This is a genomic window from Anaerostipes faecis (assembly GCF_910574135.1).
Taxonomy (GTDB): domain Bacteria; phylum Bacillota; class Clostridia; order Lachnospirales; family Lachnospiraceae; genus Anaerostipes; species Anaerostipes hominis.
This window is the reverse complement of the sequence record NZ_CAJSYK010000014.1, coordinates 74,767-88,071: the sequence shown is the minus strand read 5'-3', so window position 1 is coordinate 88,071 and position 13,305 is coordinate 74,767. Positions and strand designations below refer to the sequence as shown.

Sequence of the window (13,305 nt, the reverse complement as noted above, 5' to 3'; positions counted from 1 at the left end):
TTGTGCACAGATGCGTAAGGAAATTATTTGCCTGCGGCAAATTGCATCTGGCACGCAAAGTTGTCAAGCCCCTCAAAGAGTGAGGGGTTGGGGCGTTGAAGTGGGCTTGCCCACTTTGTTCTATTCCATTAATATTAAACATGATTTTCCTGTTCCGGAAGAAGCACTTCTTCAATAAAGTCCCATATTTCATCTCTTCCCTGTTTTGAGAGGGAAGAAAACGGAAAGACCGGCGTCTCCTTATTCAGTCCAAGTTCCTGCCGGATCTCCTTTATATGCTTGGGAAGCTGGCTCCGTTTGAGCTTGTCGCTCTTTGTGGCAATAATGACTGGATAATAGCCGTTATGTACGATCCAGTCATACATCATCACATCATTCTTTGACGGCTTGTGCCGGATATCAATGAGAAGGAACACCAGCTTCAGCTGCTTTGACGTGTGAAGGTACCGTTCAATCATCGCACCCCACTGCTCTTTCACCGACTCCGTGACCTTGGCATATCCATATCCGGGCAGATCTACATAGTACAGCTCTTCATTGATATTATAATAATTAATGGTCTGGGTTTTTCCCGGCTGAGCGGAAACCCTTGCATATGATTTCCGGTTCATCAATGCGTTGATGAGAGAGGACTTGCCCACATTGGACTTGCCTGCAAATGCTACTTCCGGGAACTGATTGTCCGGAAGTTTGCTGGTGATCCCGCAGACTGTTTCCAGATTGACTGATTTAATGATCATGGTATTCTCCTTATCTTATGAGTAATTGTGCCATGTAAACTGCAAATATGACAAGCATGAAAAGGCCGCCGCCCCTGGCAAGCTTCCGGTCTTTTGAAGACAAAAGCCATAAAAGCGCTGCCGACAAAATTGCTGCCAGAGCATCCGGGATAAAGCTTGTATCAAACGGAACCGGATGAATGACCGCCACGGTCCCTACGACAAACAAGATATTAAAGATATTGCTTCCCACAATATTTCCCACTGCAATGTCTGCTTTTCCTTTAAATGCCGCGGTAACTGAGGTGACCAGCTCCGGCAGGGAAGTGCCGAACGCCACAACCGTCAGACCGATGATCCGGTCAGAGACATTCAGGGCCTTCGCGATCGAAGTAGCCGCATCTACTGTCACATCGCTTCCGAGTACGATGGCAATCAGTCCGCCGATCGTAAAAACAAGCATTTTCAGCAAGGACGCATTCACTTCTTCTATCTCCTCTTCGATGCCTTCTTTTTTTGTCAGCCGAAACAGATATACAAAAAAACCGATAAACAGCACCCATAGTATCACTCCGTCCAGGCGTGAAAGGCTGCCTCCGGCGATTCCCATAGCTGTGAGGACTACAGTGATAACAACTACAAAGGGCATTTCCACCTTTACGGTTCCCTCTTTGATGGCAACTGCACTGACAACCGCGGTGAGCCCGAGAATCAGCAGTATATTCATAATATTGCTTCCAAGAATGTTTCCGACGGTGATTCCCACATTTCCTTTAAACGCTGCCGAAATACTCACTGCCGCCTCAGGAGCGCTGGTCCCGCAGGCGACGATCGTAAGCCCGATCACGATCTGTGGAATCCCAAACTTCGCAGCAATCATAGACGCCCCTTCTACAAAATAATCTGCGCCCTTCATCAGCAGAATAAAGCCCGCCGCTAAAAAGGCTATGTGTGGCAATAAATTCATAAGTGATCCTCTTTTCTCAAAAAAATAAATGCTGTATTAAAATTTTACATCCTAGGATGATCAAAATCAATCCTCCCATAATCTCCGCTTTTTCTTTCAGTTTGTCCCCGAACCTGCTTCCGATGGAAACTCCTGCCAGCGATATGGCAAATGTAACACTCCCTATGATCGTTACAGCTTCTAAAAGATTGACGCTCAGAAACGAAAATGTGACTCCCACCGCCAGGGCATCGATGCTGGTCGCGACCGCCAAAATAAGTAGCTCCCGGAAAGAAAATCCGCAGTCCTGGGTTTCCTCATCATCATCGAAAATCCCTTCTTTTACCATATTGAAGCCGATCATCACCAGAAGAAGAAATGCGATCCAATGGTCAATCTGCATGATCTTTCCCGCAAACTGCTTACCCGCCAGATAGCCGGCCACAGGCATCAGAGCCTGGAATCCTCCGAAAAACAAGGCGATCCAAAACATTTCATTTTTCCGGATCTTTCCCATATTGAGTCCTTTTCCTATCGCGACAGCGAACGCATCCATAGAAAGGCCCACACCTATCATCACTACTTCAATTATGTTCATCATTTAACCTCATTATGTACATTATCGCGTCAGATGGACCAGAGGTCCAATGCCTCCGGTCCATTTTCCGCACTTGATACCCATTCTAAATTACCTGCATTTATTTGTCAACGGACACATGGTGTATCTGCTGCGTATATTTCGTAATCGGCAGTATCTGATAGCCCTCTTTTTTCAAAGTCTTGATCAGAGAGTCCAGACTTTTTACCGTGTTTTCTGCCTCCGCCAGGTCATGCATCAGTACAATGCTGACCTTTTGTTTTTTTACATCTGCTAAAATATTCTGGTTCAACCTTTCAGGACTCAGGTTAAAATTCACTGCATCTCCGCTTAACGCATTCCAGTCAAAGTATAAAAGCCCTTCTTTGTTGATATACTGAATATAAGGTTTGATATCTCCGGCGCAGGAATTGCTGCTTCCCCCCGGAAAACGGTATATGATGGGCTTTACGTCTGTTATCTCATACAGCATCTCCTGCAGCTCCTTGATGTCCTTTCCGAAGGCTTCTACGGAAGAATAAATCTGGTCATAGTTATGGCTGTAAGAATGCATTGCCAGGGTATGTCCTTCAAGTACGATCCTTTGATACTGCTTCCTGGCCTTCTCCGTCTTCTTTCCCACTACGAAGAACGTCGCTTTCACCTTGTTCTTTTTCAGAATATCCAGGATCTCATCGGTATTTTCAGACGGCCCGTCATCAAATGTCAGATATACCTTTTTATTTGTAATCTTGCTGCCGGCCATCAGTCCGCCTTCTCCTTCTTTCTGGCTCGCTATAAAAAGTCCGTCAGAATGATCCGCCGCATACCGCAGGATGAAACCGATAAAAAATAATGCGCACACAACTGCAAAATAGGTTTTTCGTTTCATAAACTCGCTCCCTCGCTTTCAAATATAGGATGTGAGGAAGCAAAAAAACTATGCTGGCATTTTATAGATAATTAAAAAAATCCTGCAGACGTGTTTGAGGTGTGAGGTGTCCCCAATTCCGTCCGCGGGATTTTTATTTTAATATTTAAACTTCAAAGATCAGATCTCCGTAGCTTGGCATCGGCCAGTCTTCTTTCGCCACAAGCATTTCAAGCTTATCCGCCGGTTCACGGACAGCATTCATGCATCCGAACACTACATCGTGATAGAAACGTGCCTGTTCGTTTACTTCTCCGATGGACTGTGCTTTGACAGTCTCACTATCCAGAATACCGATTGCCGTGTATAATTTCTTCAGATTCTCTGTGATTTCGCCGAGCAGGGATTCCTGTACACCCGTATCCATTCCTGTAGCCTTTAAAACAGCGACTGAATCGGCCAGCGTCTTCTGATATTTCATCACAGCAGGAACGATCTGTTTTTTAGCAATATCCAGCGTTGCCAACGCTTCGATATTAATCGTCTGTGCATACTGCTCAAACAGGATTTCTACACGGGATTCCAGCTCTGCCTTCGTAAATACACCGAACTTTTCAAACATCTTGACTGATTTTTCCGTGATCAAAGCCGGAATTGCCTCAACCATGGACCTGATGTTCGGAAGGCCTCTTCTCTCTGCTTCCTTTACCCACGCTTCAGAGTATCCGTCTCCGTTAAATATGACTCTCTGATGATCTGTAAGCATCTTTTTCGTCAGCTCATGGGCTTCCATCATCACATCCTGCAGATCTCCGTCTACCTTCTCTAACTGGTCGCACACTTCTGCCAATGAATCTGCAACGATCGTATTTAAAACCACATTCGGGTCAGAGATAGACTGGGTAGATCCCACCATACGGAATTCAAATTTATTGCCGGTAAAAGCAAATGGTGAAGTACGGTTTCTGTCTGTTGCATCTTTTTCAAAATCCGGCAGGGTATGTACGCCTGATGCGAGCTTATCCCCGTGTTTGGATCTGGTAGCCTCTCCTCTTGTGACCAGCTGTTTTACCACGTCCTCAAGCTGCTCTCCGAGAAAGATAGAAATGATGGCAGGAGGTGCCTCATTGGCTCCCAGGCGGTGATCATTTCCAGGTGTAGATGCGGCCATACGGAGCAGATCTGCATGCTCATCTACAGCCTTGATAATGGCTGAGAGAATCAGAAGGAACTGCTGATTGTCATGCGGGGTATCGCCTGGTTCCAAAAGATTCTTTCCTGTGTTTGTCACGATGGACCAGTTATTATGTTTCCCGGAACCGTTGATTCCCTGGAACGGCTTTTCGTGGAGAAGGCATTTCAATCCCTGGCGTTCTGCCACACGCCGCATCGTTTCCATCAGAAGCTGATTGTGGTCCGTCGCTATATTATTGCTTGCATAGATCGGCGCCAGTTCGTGCTGGGCAGGAGCCACCTCATTGTGCTGGGTCTTTGCTGTGATGCCCAGTTTCCAGCTCTCCTCATTGAGCTCTTTCATGAACTTTCCGATCCTCTCACGGATGATTCCGAAATAGTGGTCATCCATCTCCTGTCCTTTCGGAGGCATTGCTCCGAACAATGTCCGTCCTGTAAAGATCAGGTCTTTTCTCTGCAGATATTTTTCTTTGTCTACAAGGAAGTATTCCTGTTCCGGTCCCACAGAGGTATTGACATTTTTTACATTCTTCTTTCCAAGCAGGTGTAAAAGCCTCGTAGCCTGGATATCCAGCGCCTGCATAGATCTCAAAAGAGGAGTCTTTTTGTCCAGCGCTTCTCCGGTATAGGAACAAAATGCCGTAGGGATACAGAGAATCGTAGAATCCGGTGTCTCTTTAATAAAAGCAGGTGAAGTACAGTCCCACGCAGTGTATCCTCTGGCCTCAAATGTTGCCCTCAGTCCTCCTGACGGGAAGGAAGAAGCATCCGGCTCACCCTTGATCAGCTCCTTTCCGGAAAATTCCAGGAGCACTTTTCCGTTTTCCGTCGGGGCGATAAAAGCATCGTGCTTCTCCGCCGTCACACCGGTCATCGGCTGGAACCAGTGGGTGAAGTGGGTTGCACCTTTCTCAAGAGCCCATTCCTTCATCTCGTTGGCAACTACGTCTGCGATGGCAGGGTTTAATTCTGTTCCCTCTTCGATCGTCTTCTTAAGGTCTTTGTAAACTGCCTTCGGAAGCCTCTCCCGCATAACACTGTCGTTAAACACGTTACATCCGAACATTTCTGACACACTTCTTTTTTCGCTCATAAGATATTTCTTCCTTTCCTGATTTGGACTTCAAATTATAAGAATTTAACCTGCCGGAAACCTGTGACAGATTAAAAAAATAGACGCCAAACAATCCTCGAATCGTTTGACGCCTTTGTCATTACTTCGCTAGGTATAAGATACAATGATTCTTTCTAAAAATCAAGTACTTTTTTGTATTTTGTCAAATACAAAGCCGCCAGCTATTGTGTTATCTGATAAATGCCGCTCTCGTCTTCTTCGTAGGAAATCTTGATCTTATCCCCGGCATTCCATCTGACCGCACCTTCATTTTTTGAAAATTCTTCTTTATAGACATTACCTTCCTTGTCGGTGATATACACGTAAGTATTGCCTTCGATCGGTATAAAATCAACCTTTTTGATCGTGATCTCCTTTGTCTTCATTGACTCTGCCGTGGCAGCTTCTTTGGCAGAGATAATCCCCTGCTCCTTTAGAAGTCTCTTATATTCCTTCTGGACTCCATTTTGAGTGGGAGAAGTTGCCACAATATTATACTTTCTTACATTGACCATGGCAAACATCTTCACAAGCCCGCCTTTATCCTTCAGAATCATGACATACGTCGGCTCTCCGTTTACATTGATCAGAGCCGGAAATGCCGCAGAATACCTGAGGTTCTGTACCTGCCCCTCGGCCGCTTTCATGGCCGACTGCTCATTGGCTCCGGAAACCGTGTAGTATTTGGATTCGGAAGTTCTCATGTTCATAAGAACAAATGCGATATTAGACTGATCTCCATTTACGGATGTGACACCGGTATAAGCCCAGATGTCTCCGTCGATGGCCCTGTATCCGTAGTCGTCAGTTGCGATCTTACAGCCCTTCTTGCCGAATACACTGTTAATATAGCCGTTGGAGAGGAGTCCTTTCCAATTATATTTTTGGAGGAGCAGCCTGCCGTCATATACATGATCCACCCATCTCGGAATATTTTTTGCGTCATAGTATGTGCTCTTCCCGGTGACCGGATCACTGATCACGGCTCCTTTGACATCTTTAGCCCCGAAAAATCCTGCGTTTGCCTTCAGCACCGGACAGATATAATAGGGATTTCCTTTATTGTCGATCTCAAAATAGTAGCCCTGGAAAATCGCTGTCGGATACTGGAACCTCAGATGTCTTTGAAGGTTCCTGGAAAAGTATGCGGATGTAGAATACTGCATCGGCTTTTTGAGCTTTACATACTTTGCCTCATTGCTGATAGGATCTACCTGTACATAACCCGGAATCCCTGCTTTGCGGTTTGTCATATACCGGATGAAGCTGGCGTAATTAAGAGGTGCCACTTTCATCGGCTGCCCGTTATAATCAATCTGGGTGTAGTCGTCACTGACCTCATACTGGCTGACCACATCGGACAGAGAGCCAATGGCGCGGTCGCCGATGATCCTTGCCCCTTCCGTGTCCATCAGGGCAATATCTGTGATCTTTTCCGTCTCTTTCATGTCTGTCTCAAATTTCTTATTTTCTATCTTCAGCCTGCCTGCATATTTTTTAGAGGATACCAGCTGGCTTGAAAGAATCATCCCTCCAAGAAAACCGACAATTACAAGGACCAGCAGAGCAGAAAACAGCGAAAACAGTTTCGTCTTCTGTCCCATCCCCCTCAATGCGGCCCACGCCGTCAGCACTCCTAAAACTGCGATCAGAACCATCCATATGCCGGTCTCCTGAAAATTAATTGCAGGCAGCGCCACATAATAGTACAGTCCCACTAAAATCAGTGCAATGAGGATTCCCACTGCCGCCGTTTTCTTTTTCATCTTACCGACTTTAAAGTTTTTGACCCGGTTCAGATCGTTCATATCAAACCGAAATATCATCTAAGTCACCTTCTAATCTTGTATTTCACAGTGTTTCTGCGATACCTAGATGTTATCATATTTCACATAAAATTGGTATAAAAATTTATTTTCTGCGCTGTTTGCCCTCCGGGTCTATATAAAAGTTTTTGGTCAGGATCATCTTGGAGACCGGCACAAAGGTATATCCCTCGGACTTTAACCGTCTTATGATTACCGGAAGGGCCTGTTTCGTGTAGACAGTTCCAGTGTGCATCAGGATGATTGCACCGTTTTCCAGCTTTTTGTTATCGCAGACACGGTCAATGATGTCCTGCCTGGAAATGTCCTTCCAGTCCAGGCTGTCTACGGACCACTGAATGACTTCATAGTTTAACTGCCTGGCCGTTTTCACCACATTTTCATCATAGTCTCCGTAGGGAGGGCGGAAAAGTTCCATCTGCTCTCCTGTCACAGCCTGGACTTTGCTGTGAGCCCCCAGAATCTCTTTTTTCTGCTCATCGGAAGACAATCTGGTCATATATTTGTGGTTATCTCCATGGTTTCCGATGTCATGACCTGCTTTGGCAATCTTCTTTACATCCGCCGGAAACCGCTGCACCCAGTCGCCGGAAAAAAAGAAGGTTGCTTTCACATTTTCTTTTTTTAATAACTTGAGAACCTGGTCGATGTCCTCATTTCCCCACGCCGTATCAAAGGTGAGGCTGATTTCCTTCTTTTTTGTATCCACACAGTAAATCGGAAGTTCCTTATTGTCCGCAGGATTTAAGATCCTCACATTTTGATTCCAGACAGAAAGGGCTGCATTGCCCCCGCCGAGCAATGACAGCCCTAAAACAACAATGCAGATAAAACCCGTGATCAGATTTTTCTTATTCACTCTGTCCATCCCCTGTTCATCTTCTATGTACTATTTATATGGAACAGAAGATTGTCTCATTCTGATTTCCTTGACATGTTCTTTGCTTAAAGGTATTCTGATAAAAGCGTTGAAACCTGTAAACTGTAAAAAAGAAAGGATGTGAGAGTATGGATTCGCCCCAAAGTCAATACAGCATGAATGAAAAATCCAAACCTCCTTCACATTATTTCATAAATACAGGGAAGGGTTTTTTATTCATGTTTTAATCTTCAAATTTCTATATAAAAGGAGAAAGAAACATGAGAGAAAAAAATATCAAAGCTTTGCTTTTACGGCGGGAATATCCTGTTTTAAAAGTTATGCTCAATTCTATGAATAACGTCGATCTGGCATCATTGCTGGAAAATTTCACCGAAAAAGAATACACAATTTTATTTCGTTTAATCCAAAAAGAAAAGGCAGCGGAAGTATTTACCGAAATGTCCTCTTCCATGCAGGAGACCTTGATCAATGCCTTTACCCGGACCGAGATCAAAGAACTGTTCGACGACATGTATATGGATGATACGGTCGATATCATTGAAGAAATGCCTGCCAACGTTGTTGAGCAGATTTTAGATGTGACTGACAAAGAAACACGCCAGACCATCAACCGTCTCTTAAACTATCCGGAAGACAGTGCCGGGAGCATCATGACGGTGGAGTATGTGGATTTGAAAAAAGAAATGACCGTGGAGCAGGCGCTGAAAAAGATCAAGCGGGTAGGCATCGATCAGGAGACGATTTATACATGCTATGCGATCGAACAAAAACGGCTCATCGGGATTGTGACAGCTAAAAGCCTTTTGCTCAGCGAAAGCCATGTGCTCATAAAGGATATCATGGAGACCAATCTGATCTATGTGAACACTCACGAAGACAAAGAAAATGTCAGCAAGCTGTTCCATAGATACGGCCTCCTGGCAATCCCTGTAGTAGACTTTGAACACTGCATGGTAGGCATTGTAACCTTCGACGATGCCATGGAAGTCTGGCAGGATGAGGTGGAAGAAGATATGTCCATCATGGCGGCTATGCAGCCCAATGAGGAATCCTATTTCGGCACCTCTGTCATCAGCCACGCCAAACACAGAATCTTATGGCTGCTTTTCCTTATGCTGTCCGCCACCATTACCGGAGCCATTATCACAAAATATGAGAATGCTTTTCAGACTCTTCCCCTGCTCGTATCCTTCATTCCAATGCTGATGGACACCGGAGGAAACTGCGGTTCCCAGAGTTCAACCCTGATCATCCGCGGAATTGCCGTCGATGAGATCCGGTTCCATGATCTTTTTAAAGTTGTATTTAAGGAATTCCGGGTGGCTGTTTTAGTTGGCTTTGTGCTGGCTGCAGTCAATGGACTGCGTATCATGCTCATGTACCACAGTCTCAGAATGGCCGTGCTTATCGGGCTTTCCCTCATAGCCACCATCATTCTTGCAAAAATCGCAGGCTGCTGTCTGCCTCTGCTGGCAAAAAAGATCGGTCTGGACCCGGCCATCATGGCGGCTCCCCTGATCACCACCCTGGTAGACACCTGCTCCATCTTGATATATTTTAATATTGCAACCCATCTGTTTTCGCTCTGAACACAGAAACATAAACGGCTGCGAGACCGCCCGATTAAACTGTGGTCCCGCAGCCGTTCCGATTCTTCTCTTCTTTTGCTGCTTTTCATTTATGCTCTGACAGCTTTTAAAAAGTACTTATTAAATAACTCCAGCTGATCGTACACAATGCCGTGTCCGCTTTCGTCCAGCTGAATCAGCTTGGAACCGCAGATTTCATCATGCTGTATCCTCACCAGATCATTCGACACCACTACATCCTTTTTCCCGTGAATGATCCATGTCGGCACATGGACGGCCTGCAAGTCCTCTCTTCCGTCTTCATCTCTCAGGGAAACTGCGGCCCGGACCGTTCCGAGTCCAGAAGCGGAAAGTGCGATCTGTTCAAACCAATTCACTGCCGGTTCAGACTGAGGACCTGCAAACAGCTGCTCATGACTGAAATTAAAGCAGAGCTGAGGCCTGTCAGTTTCCGCCAGTTCGATCAGTTCATTGACATATTCTCTTGTCAGTCCATACGGAAAGTCTCTTCTTTTTGTCCATGATGGAGCTGCGGCTGCCAAAAGAATCAGTTTTTTAACTCCAAACCCTTTAAATTTTCTCATATATCTAAGGACAATCGCGCCGCCCATTGAAAAACCTGTAAGAGTAAAATTCTTAAGTTTCAGTCTTCTGATCACCTGATAGATATCCTGGGACATTTGATCATATGAATAGCCGAAGGCCGGGGCGTCAGAATTTCCAAAGCCTCTCAGATCCAGTGTCACCACCCGGTAACCTTGCCTGCATAAAAGTTCCGTCTGGTATTCATACATCAGATGGGATAAAGGCCATCCGTGAATTAAAACGACAGTCTCCTCCCCAAAGGGATTGTAGTCATAGACTGCAATCTTTATTCCATCCGTTGATCTCACATAAAACAAATCACAGCCTCCTTATTTTTTGACCACCAGGGTATCATAGCCTCGCTGCTTCAGCTCATTTTCCAATTGGACTGCTTCATCCAGCGTTCTGAATTCTCCAAGCTGTACGGCATAATATGGCTCCTCATACACGATATCTCCGTCAAAGCCCTGAGCCAGTGCTTCATTCAGCGCGTACTGCGCATTGGAGAAATTGCGGTACAGTCCGATCTGCACCCGGTAGGTGCTGCCAAGCTCCTGTTGTCCTGATCCAATCGTGTCAACAATCCCGTCTGCAATGGCATTTGCAATGTCGTTAAATCTTGAATCGAAAAGCTCGTTATCTTTTACCGTATTGATGAAGCCAGCCTCGATCAATATTGCAGGGATATTCGTCCGTCTGAGAACCGCAAGTCCCGGCCGCTCCTTGACTCCCAGGTCATTAAATCCAACCTCGCTTAATCTGCGGTTTACATTCCTGGCCATCTCGGCCTTAATACCGCTGTCGTTGTAAACCAGAGTCTCCACTCCGCTGTATGTGTTGGGAAGCGGGCTTGAGTTTCTGTGTATAGAGACAAAGTAATCGGCCCCGCTCTCATTTCCGATTCTGGCCTTCTCAATCGGAGACTGATAGACATCGGTCTGTCTCGTATACTGTACCGGGACTCCCTTATCTCTCAGCGCCTGACCCACTGCCAGAGTAAGTCTTAATGTATCGTCTTTTTCCCTTCTTCCATTAAACTGGGCACCATTGTCATAACCGCCGTGCCCGGCATCCAAAATTACGCCTGCCATAAAATTCCTCAAATCAACTTTCTTTTGCTAATATATGCAGACAGTCATAAAAAGTGTCCTGAAAAATACAATCAAACATAAAATAATGCATCCAGTGCGTCATATTTGATGGCATTATAAATCCGAACAGCGAATTCTTTCCCCTCTCTTTGAAAATATTGTTTCCAAGGCTCCATTCCGGCCCTTTGTACGATAAACCCGATCATTTCCTGTAATTTATCCTCTATCGTTTCTGCCGGGTCACCTGAAAAATATTTCCGTACCTCTTCTGTATCTGTTCCCGTCAAGGTTAAATCCGTAAGCTGTTTTTTTGAAATCAGACATCCGAGAGATTGGAGCAGGACCAGAGAACATATATTTTCCATATAATCAACGTCCTGCTTTCTTTCCACATGCCTTAGGAGAGCTGTGATGATGCGGCTGTCGAAACATCTTAAAAGTCTCTGTTCTCTCTCTGCGTCACATAAATATTCATAAATAAGCCTTATCCCGCTTTTCTTCCCATACCTGTTCATCGTTGGATAATCCAGTGTCAGGATATGATCCTGAGGACAGAATCTGGCATCATAGCGCAGAAAAAATTGCGGCATGCCGCTGACTATTGTATCCCTGTAATTGACGCATCCATAATCTTCAAAATCCATGGCCAGACGATCATAGACAGCCTTTGCCTCATATGTTTTTTCTATTACCTTTTCATACCCAATGCTGTACGCCTCCTCCGCACGAAGGCCCCTTTTGGACCGCAGCGCTCCTCCGTAAGATTCTTCGCACAGGCCGATACAATATATAACTGCCTCCATCAGCATCTGTGCCGTTTCATAGGTGACAGAACTGCTCTCTTTTGACGTATACTTCTCTGTCAGACCGGCTGCCGCCGGAAGTAACTCCTCTAATCGGTATTCCATAACACTTCTCCCTTCCCGGATGCGGACCAGTTCTGTCACTCCCAGAACATTTCCTTTAATATACTCAGATAGAGTCTGTCATCCCAGCGCTGTTCTTCGCTGAACTGTTCATACTCGCTGCCCCGGCTCTTTTGAACACCGTCATATCCCCCTCTCACAGCTCTGGAGTACCGTTCCAGGCAGGTTCCTCTGAGATATTCCAGGTCCCCAAAACACACAGTCTCAAACTGTTCTCTCATAAATTCAAGAAGTTCATCGTCTGTGAGCCTGTCCATGGATTCATTTTTGAACTGATAAAAAATATCCTGAAGTTCCTTTAATATTTCGGCATAATGAGCCTGGTCTATAAATTGAGAATCACAAAACGTATAGATCAGTTTATCTAAAATACCTTTCCCGAATTCCACTCTCTGATATTTTCTTAGACTTTCATTCCTCCCTGCGATCAATTCTCTCGCCTGTTCTTTTGACAGGCTCAGTCCAAATCTCCCATCTGTCTTCTCGTTGCACGCTTCAATGACTCTTAGTTCCTCTGCCTCTTTTTCCCTGATCAGCAATTCATAAAGATTTTCTTCCATAAAACGCCCCTTTCACTTGGAGACTCATTATACTGCCGCCGCTTTAGGATCACAAGTCTTGAAAAATTCGTCATTTTATGGTAATATAGTATTAGAAAAAGGAGCAGATATGCGTATATCTGCTCCTTTTTGATTCTTTCATCTTATTCCTTATTCGAAAATTCCTCCAATTCCAGCCTGCGGATCTGGCTTCGTTTGAGTCTCTTCATTTCTTTTATCTCCGGGTCTGAACTTCCCTTTAAATATCCGATCTGTTCAATCAGAAGTTCCCCCTCCGTCAGTGTCAGAACATAATCATTGGCCAGCCGCTCGCCGGAAGGATCAGACAACAGATGAGAGACCGCATTAGAAATGGCATTTGCGATCGCCTGTTTGTTTGAAATCTCTTGATAAGCTTTTAACACAATCGGCATATAATTCACCT

General features: G+C 45.2%; 13 protein-coding genes. 1 reads left to right on the top strand and 12 read right to left on the bottom strand.

The features are described from left to right. Nucleotides 1-134: 134 nt before the first annotated feature. From yihA to QGT46_RS10845, 7 genes are all read right to left on the bottom strand, one after another. Nucleotides 135-740, bottom strand: a complete 606-nt coding sequence (gene yihA, locus QGT46_RS10875; RefSeq protein ID WP_148458823.1) for a ribosome biogenesis GTP-binding protein YihA/YsxC — start codon at nucleotides 738-740, stop codon at nucleotides 135-137. 10 nt (nucleotides 741-750) lie between these two features. Next, entirely contained in the window at nucleotides 751-1,686 is a 936-nt protein-coding gene (locus tag QGT46_RS10870) for a calcium/sodium antiporter (RefSeq protein ID WP_148458824.1), read from the bottom strand. 16 nt (nucleotides 1,687-1,702) lie between these two features. Then, the gene (locus tag QGT46_RS10865) at nucleotides 1,703-2,263 is read right to left on the bottom strand and encodes a manganese efflux pump MntP family protein (protein WP_148458944.1); all 561 of its coding nucleotides are present in this window, start codon (nucleotides 2,261-2,263) and stop codon (nucleotides 1,703-1,705) included. Nucleotides 2,264-2,363: 100 nt separating this feature from the next. Further along, complete coding sequence (locus tag QGT46_RS10860) at nucleotides 2,364-3,134, bottom strand: polysaccharide deacetylase family protein (protein ID WP_148458825.1); 771 nt, start codon at nucleotides 3,132-3,134, stop codon at nucleotides 2,364-2,366. A 145-nt stretch (nucleotides 3,135-3,279) separates the two neighbouring features. Beyond that, nucleotides 3,280-5,400 carry a glutamine synthetase III gene (locus QGT46_RS10855; RefSeq protein WP_148458826.1) on the bottom strand — a complete coding sequence of 707 codons (2,121 nt, stop codon included), beginning with the start codon at nucleotides 5,398-5,400 and terminating at the stop codon, nucleotides 3,280-3,282. 203 nt (nucleotides 5,401-5,603) lie between these two features. Then, on the bottom strand, nucleotides 5,604-7,247 hold the full coding sequence (locus QGT46_RS10850) for a hypothetical protein (protein ID WP_148458827.1): 1,644 nt from the start codon (nucleotides 7,245-7,247) through the stop codon (nucleotides 5,604-5,606). Between the two features lie 85 nt (nucleotides 7,248-7,332). Continuing rightward, the gene (locus QGT46_RS10845) at nucleotides 7,333-8,115 is read right to left on the bottom strand and encodes a polysaccharide deacetylase family protein (protein ID WP_148458828.1); all 783 of its coding nucleotides are present in this window, start codon (nucleotides 8,113-8,115) and stop codon (nucleotides 7,333-7,335) included. Between the two features lie 272 nt (nucleotides 8,116-8,387). On the opposite strand from QGT46_RS10845, the gene mgtE reads away from it, so the two are divergent. After that, nucleotides 8,388-9,719 carry a magnesium transporter gene (gene mgtE, locus QGT46_RS10840; RefSeq protein WP_148458829.1) on the top strand — a complete coding sequence of 444 codons (1,332 nt, stop codon included), beginning with the start codon at nucleotides 8,388-8,390 and terminating at the stop codon, nucleotides 9,717-9,719. Between the two features lie 89 nt (nucleotides 9,720-9,808). On the opposite strand, the gene QGT46_RS10835 is transcribed toward mgtE, so the two are convergent. From QGT46_RS10835 to QGT46_RS10815, 5 genes are all read right to left on the bottom strand, one after another. Continuing rightward, nucleotides 9,809-10,612, bottom strand: coding sequence for an alpha/beta fold hydrolase (locus QGT46_RS10835; protein WP_081723872.1), 804 nt, complete (start codon nucleotides 10,610-10,612; stop codon nucleotides 9,809-9,811). 21 nt (nucleotides 10,613-10,633) lie between these two features. Next, complete coding sequence (locus tag QGT46_RS10830; protein WP_024728106.1) at nucleotides 10,634-11,395, bottom strand: N-acetylmuramoyl-L-alanine amidase; 762 nt, start codon at nucleotides 11,393-11,395, stop codon at nucleotides 10,634-10,636. A 71-nt stretch (nucleotides 11,396-11,466) separates the two neighbouring features. Then, entirely contained in the window at nucleotides 11,467-12,303 is an 837-nt protein-coding gene (locus tag QGT46_RS10825; protein WP_301590783.1) for a DUF6179 domain-containing protein, read from the bottom strand. A 35-nt stretch (nucleotides 12,304-12,338) separates the two neighbouring features. Then, on the bottom strand, nucleotides 12,339-12,881 hold the full coding sequence (locus QGT46_RS10820) for a DUF6323 family protein (RefSeq protein WP_148458831.1): 543 nt from the start codon (nucleotides 12,879-12,881) through the stop codon (nucleotides 12,339-12,341). Between the two features lie 143 nt (nucleotides 12,882-13,024). Further along, the gene (locus QGT46_RS10815; RefSeq protein WP_235824533.1) at nucleotides 13,025-13,294 is read right to left on the bottom strand and encodes a hypothetical protein; all 270 of its coding nucleotides are present in this window, start codon (nucleotides 13,292-13,294) and stop codon (nucleotides 13,025-13,027) included. Nucleotides 13,295-13,305: the final 11 nt, after the last annotated feature.

Coding starts and splice junctions, on each gene's coding strand:
- yihA (WP_148458823.1), bottom strand. CDS start 740: ATGATCATTAAATCAGTCAATCTGGAAACAGTCTGCGGGATCACCAGC.
- QGT46_RS10870 (WP_148458824.1), bottom strand. CDS start 1,686: ATGAATTTATTGCCACACATAGCCTTTTTAGCGGCGGGCTTTATTCTG.
- QGT46_RS10865 (WP_148458944.1), bottom strand. CDS start 2,263: ATGAACATAATTGAAGTAGTGATGATAGGTGTGGGCCTTTCTATGGAT.
- QGT46_RS10860 (WP_148458825.1), bottom strand. CDS start 3,134: ATGAAACGAAAAACCTATTTTGCAGTTGTGTGCGCATTATTTTTTATC.
- QGT46_RS10855 (WP_148458826.1), bottom strand. CDS start 5,400: ATGAGCGAAAAAAGAAGTGTGTCAGAAATGTTCGGATGTAACGTGTTT.
- QGT46_RS10850 (WP_148458827.1), bottom strand. CDS start 7,247: ATGATATTTCGGTTTGATATGAACGATCTGAACCGGGTCAAAAACTTT.
- QGT46_RS10845 (WP_148458828.1), bottom strand. CDS start 8,115: ATGGACAGAGTGAATAAGAAAAATCTGATCACGGGTTTTATCTGCATT.
- mgtE (WP_148458829.1), top strand. CDS start 8,388: ATGAGAGAAAAAAATATCAAAGCTTTGCTTTTACGGCGGGAATATCCT.
- QGT46_RS10830 (WP_024728106.1), bottom strand. CDS start 11,395: ATGGCAGGCGTAATTTTGGATGCCGGGCACGGCGGTTATGACAATGGT.
- QGT46_RS10825 (WP_301590783.1), bottom strand. CDS start 12,303: ATGGAATACCGATTAGAGGAGTTACTTCCGGCGGCAGCCGGTCTGACA.
- QGT46_RS10820 (WP_148458831.1), bottom strand. CDS start 12,881: ATGGAAGAAAATCTTTATGAATTGCTGATCAGGGAAAAAGAGGCAGAG.
- QGT46_RS10815 (WP_235824533.1), bottom strand. CDS start 13,294: ATGCCGATTGTGTTAAAAGCTTATCAAGAGATTTCAAACAAACAGGCG.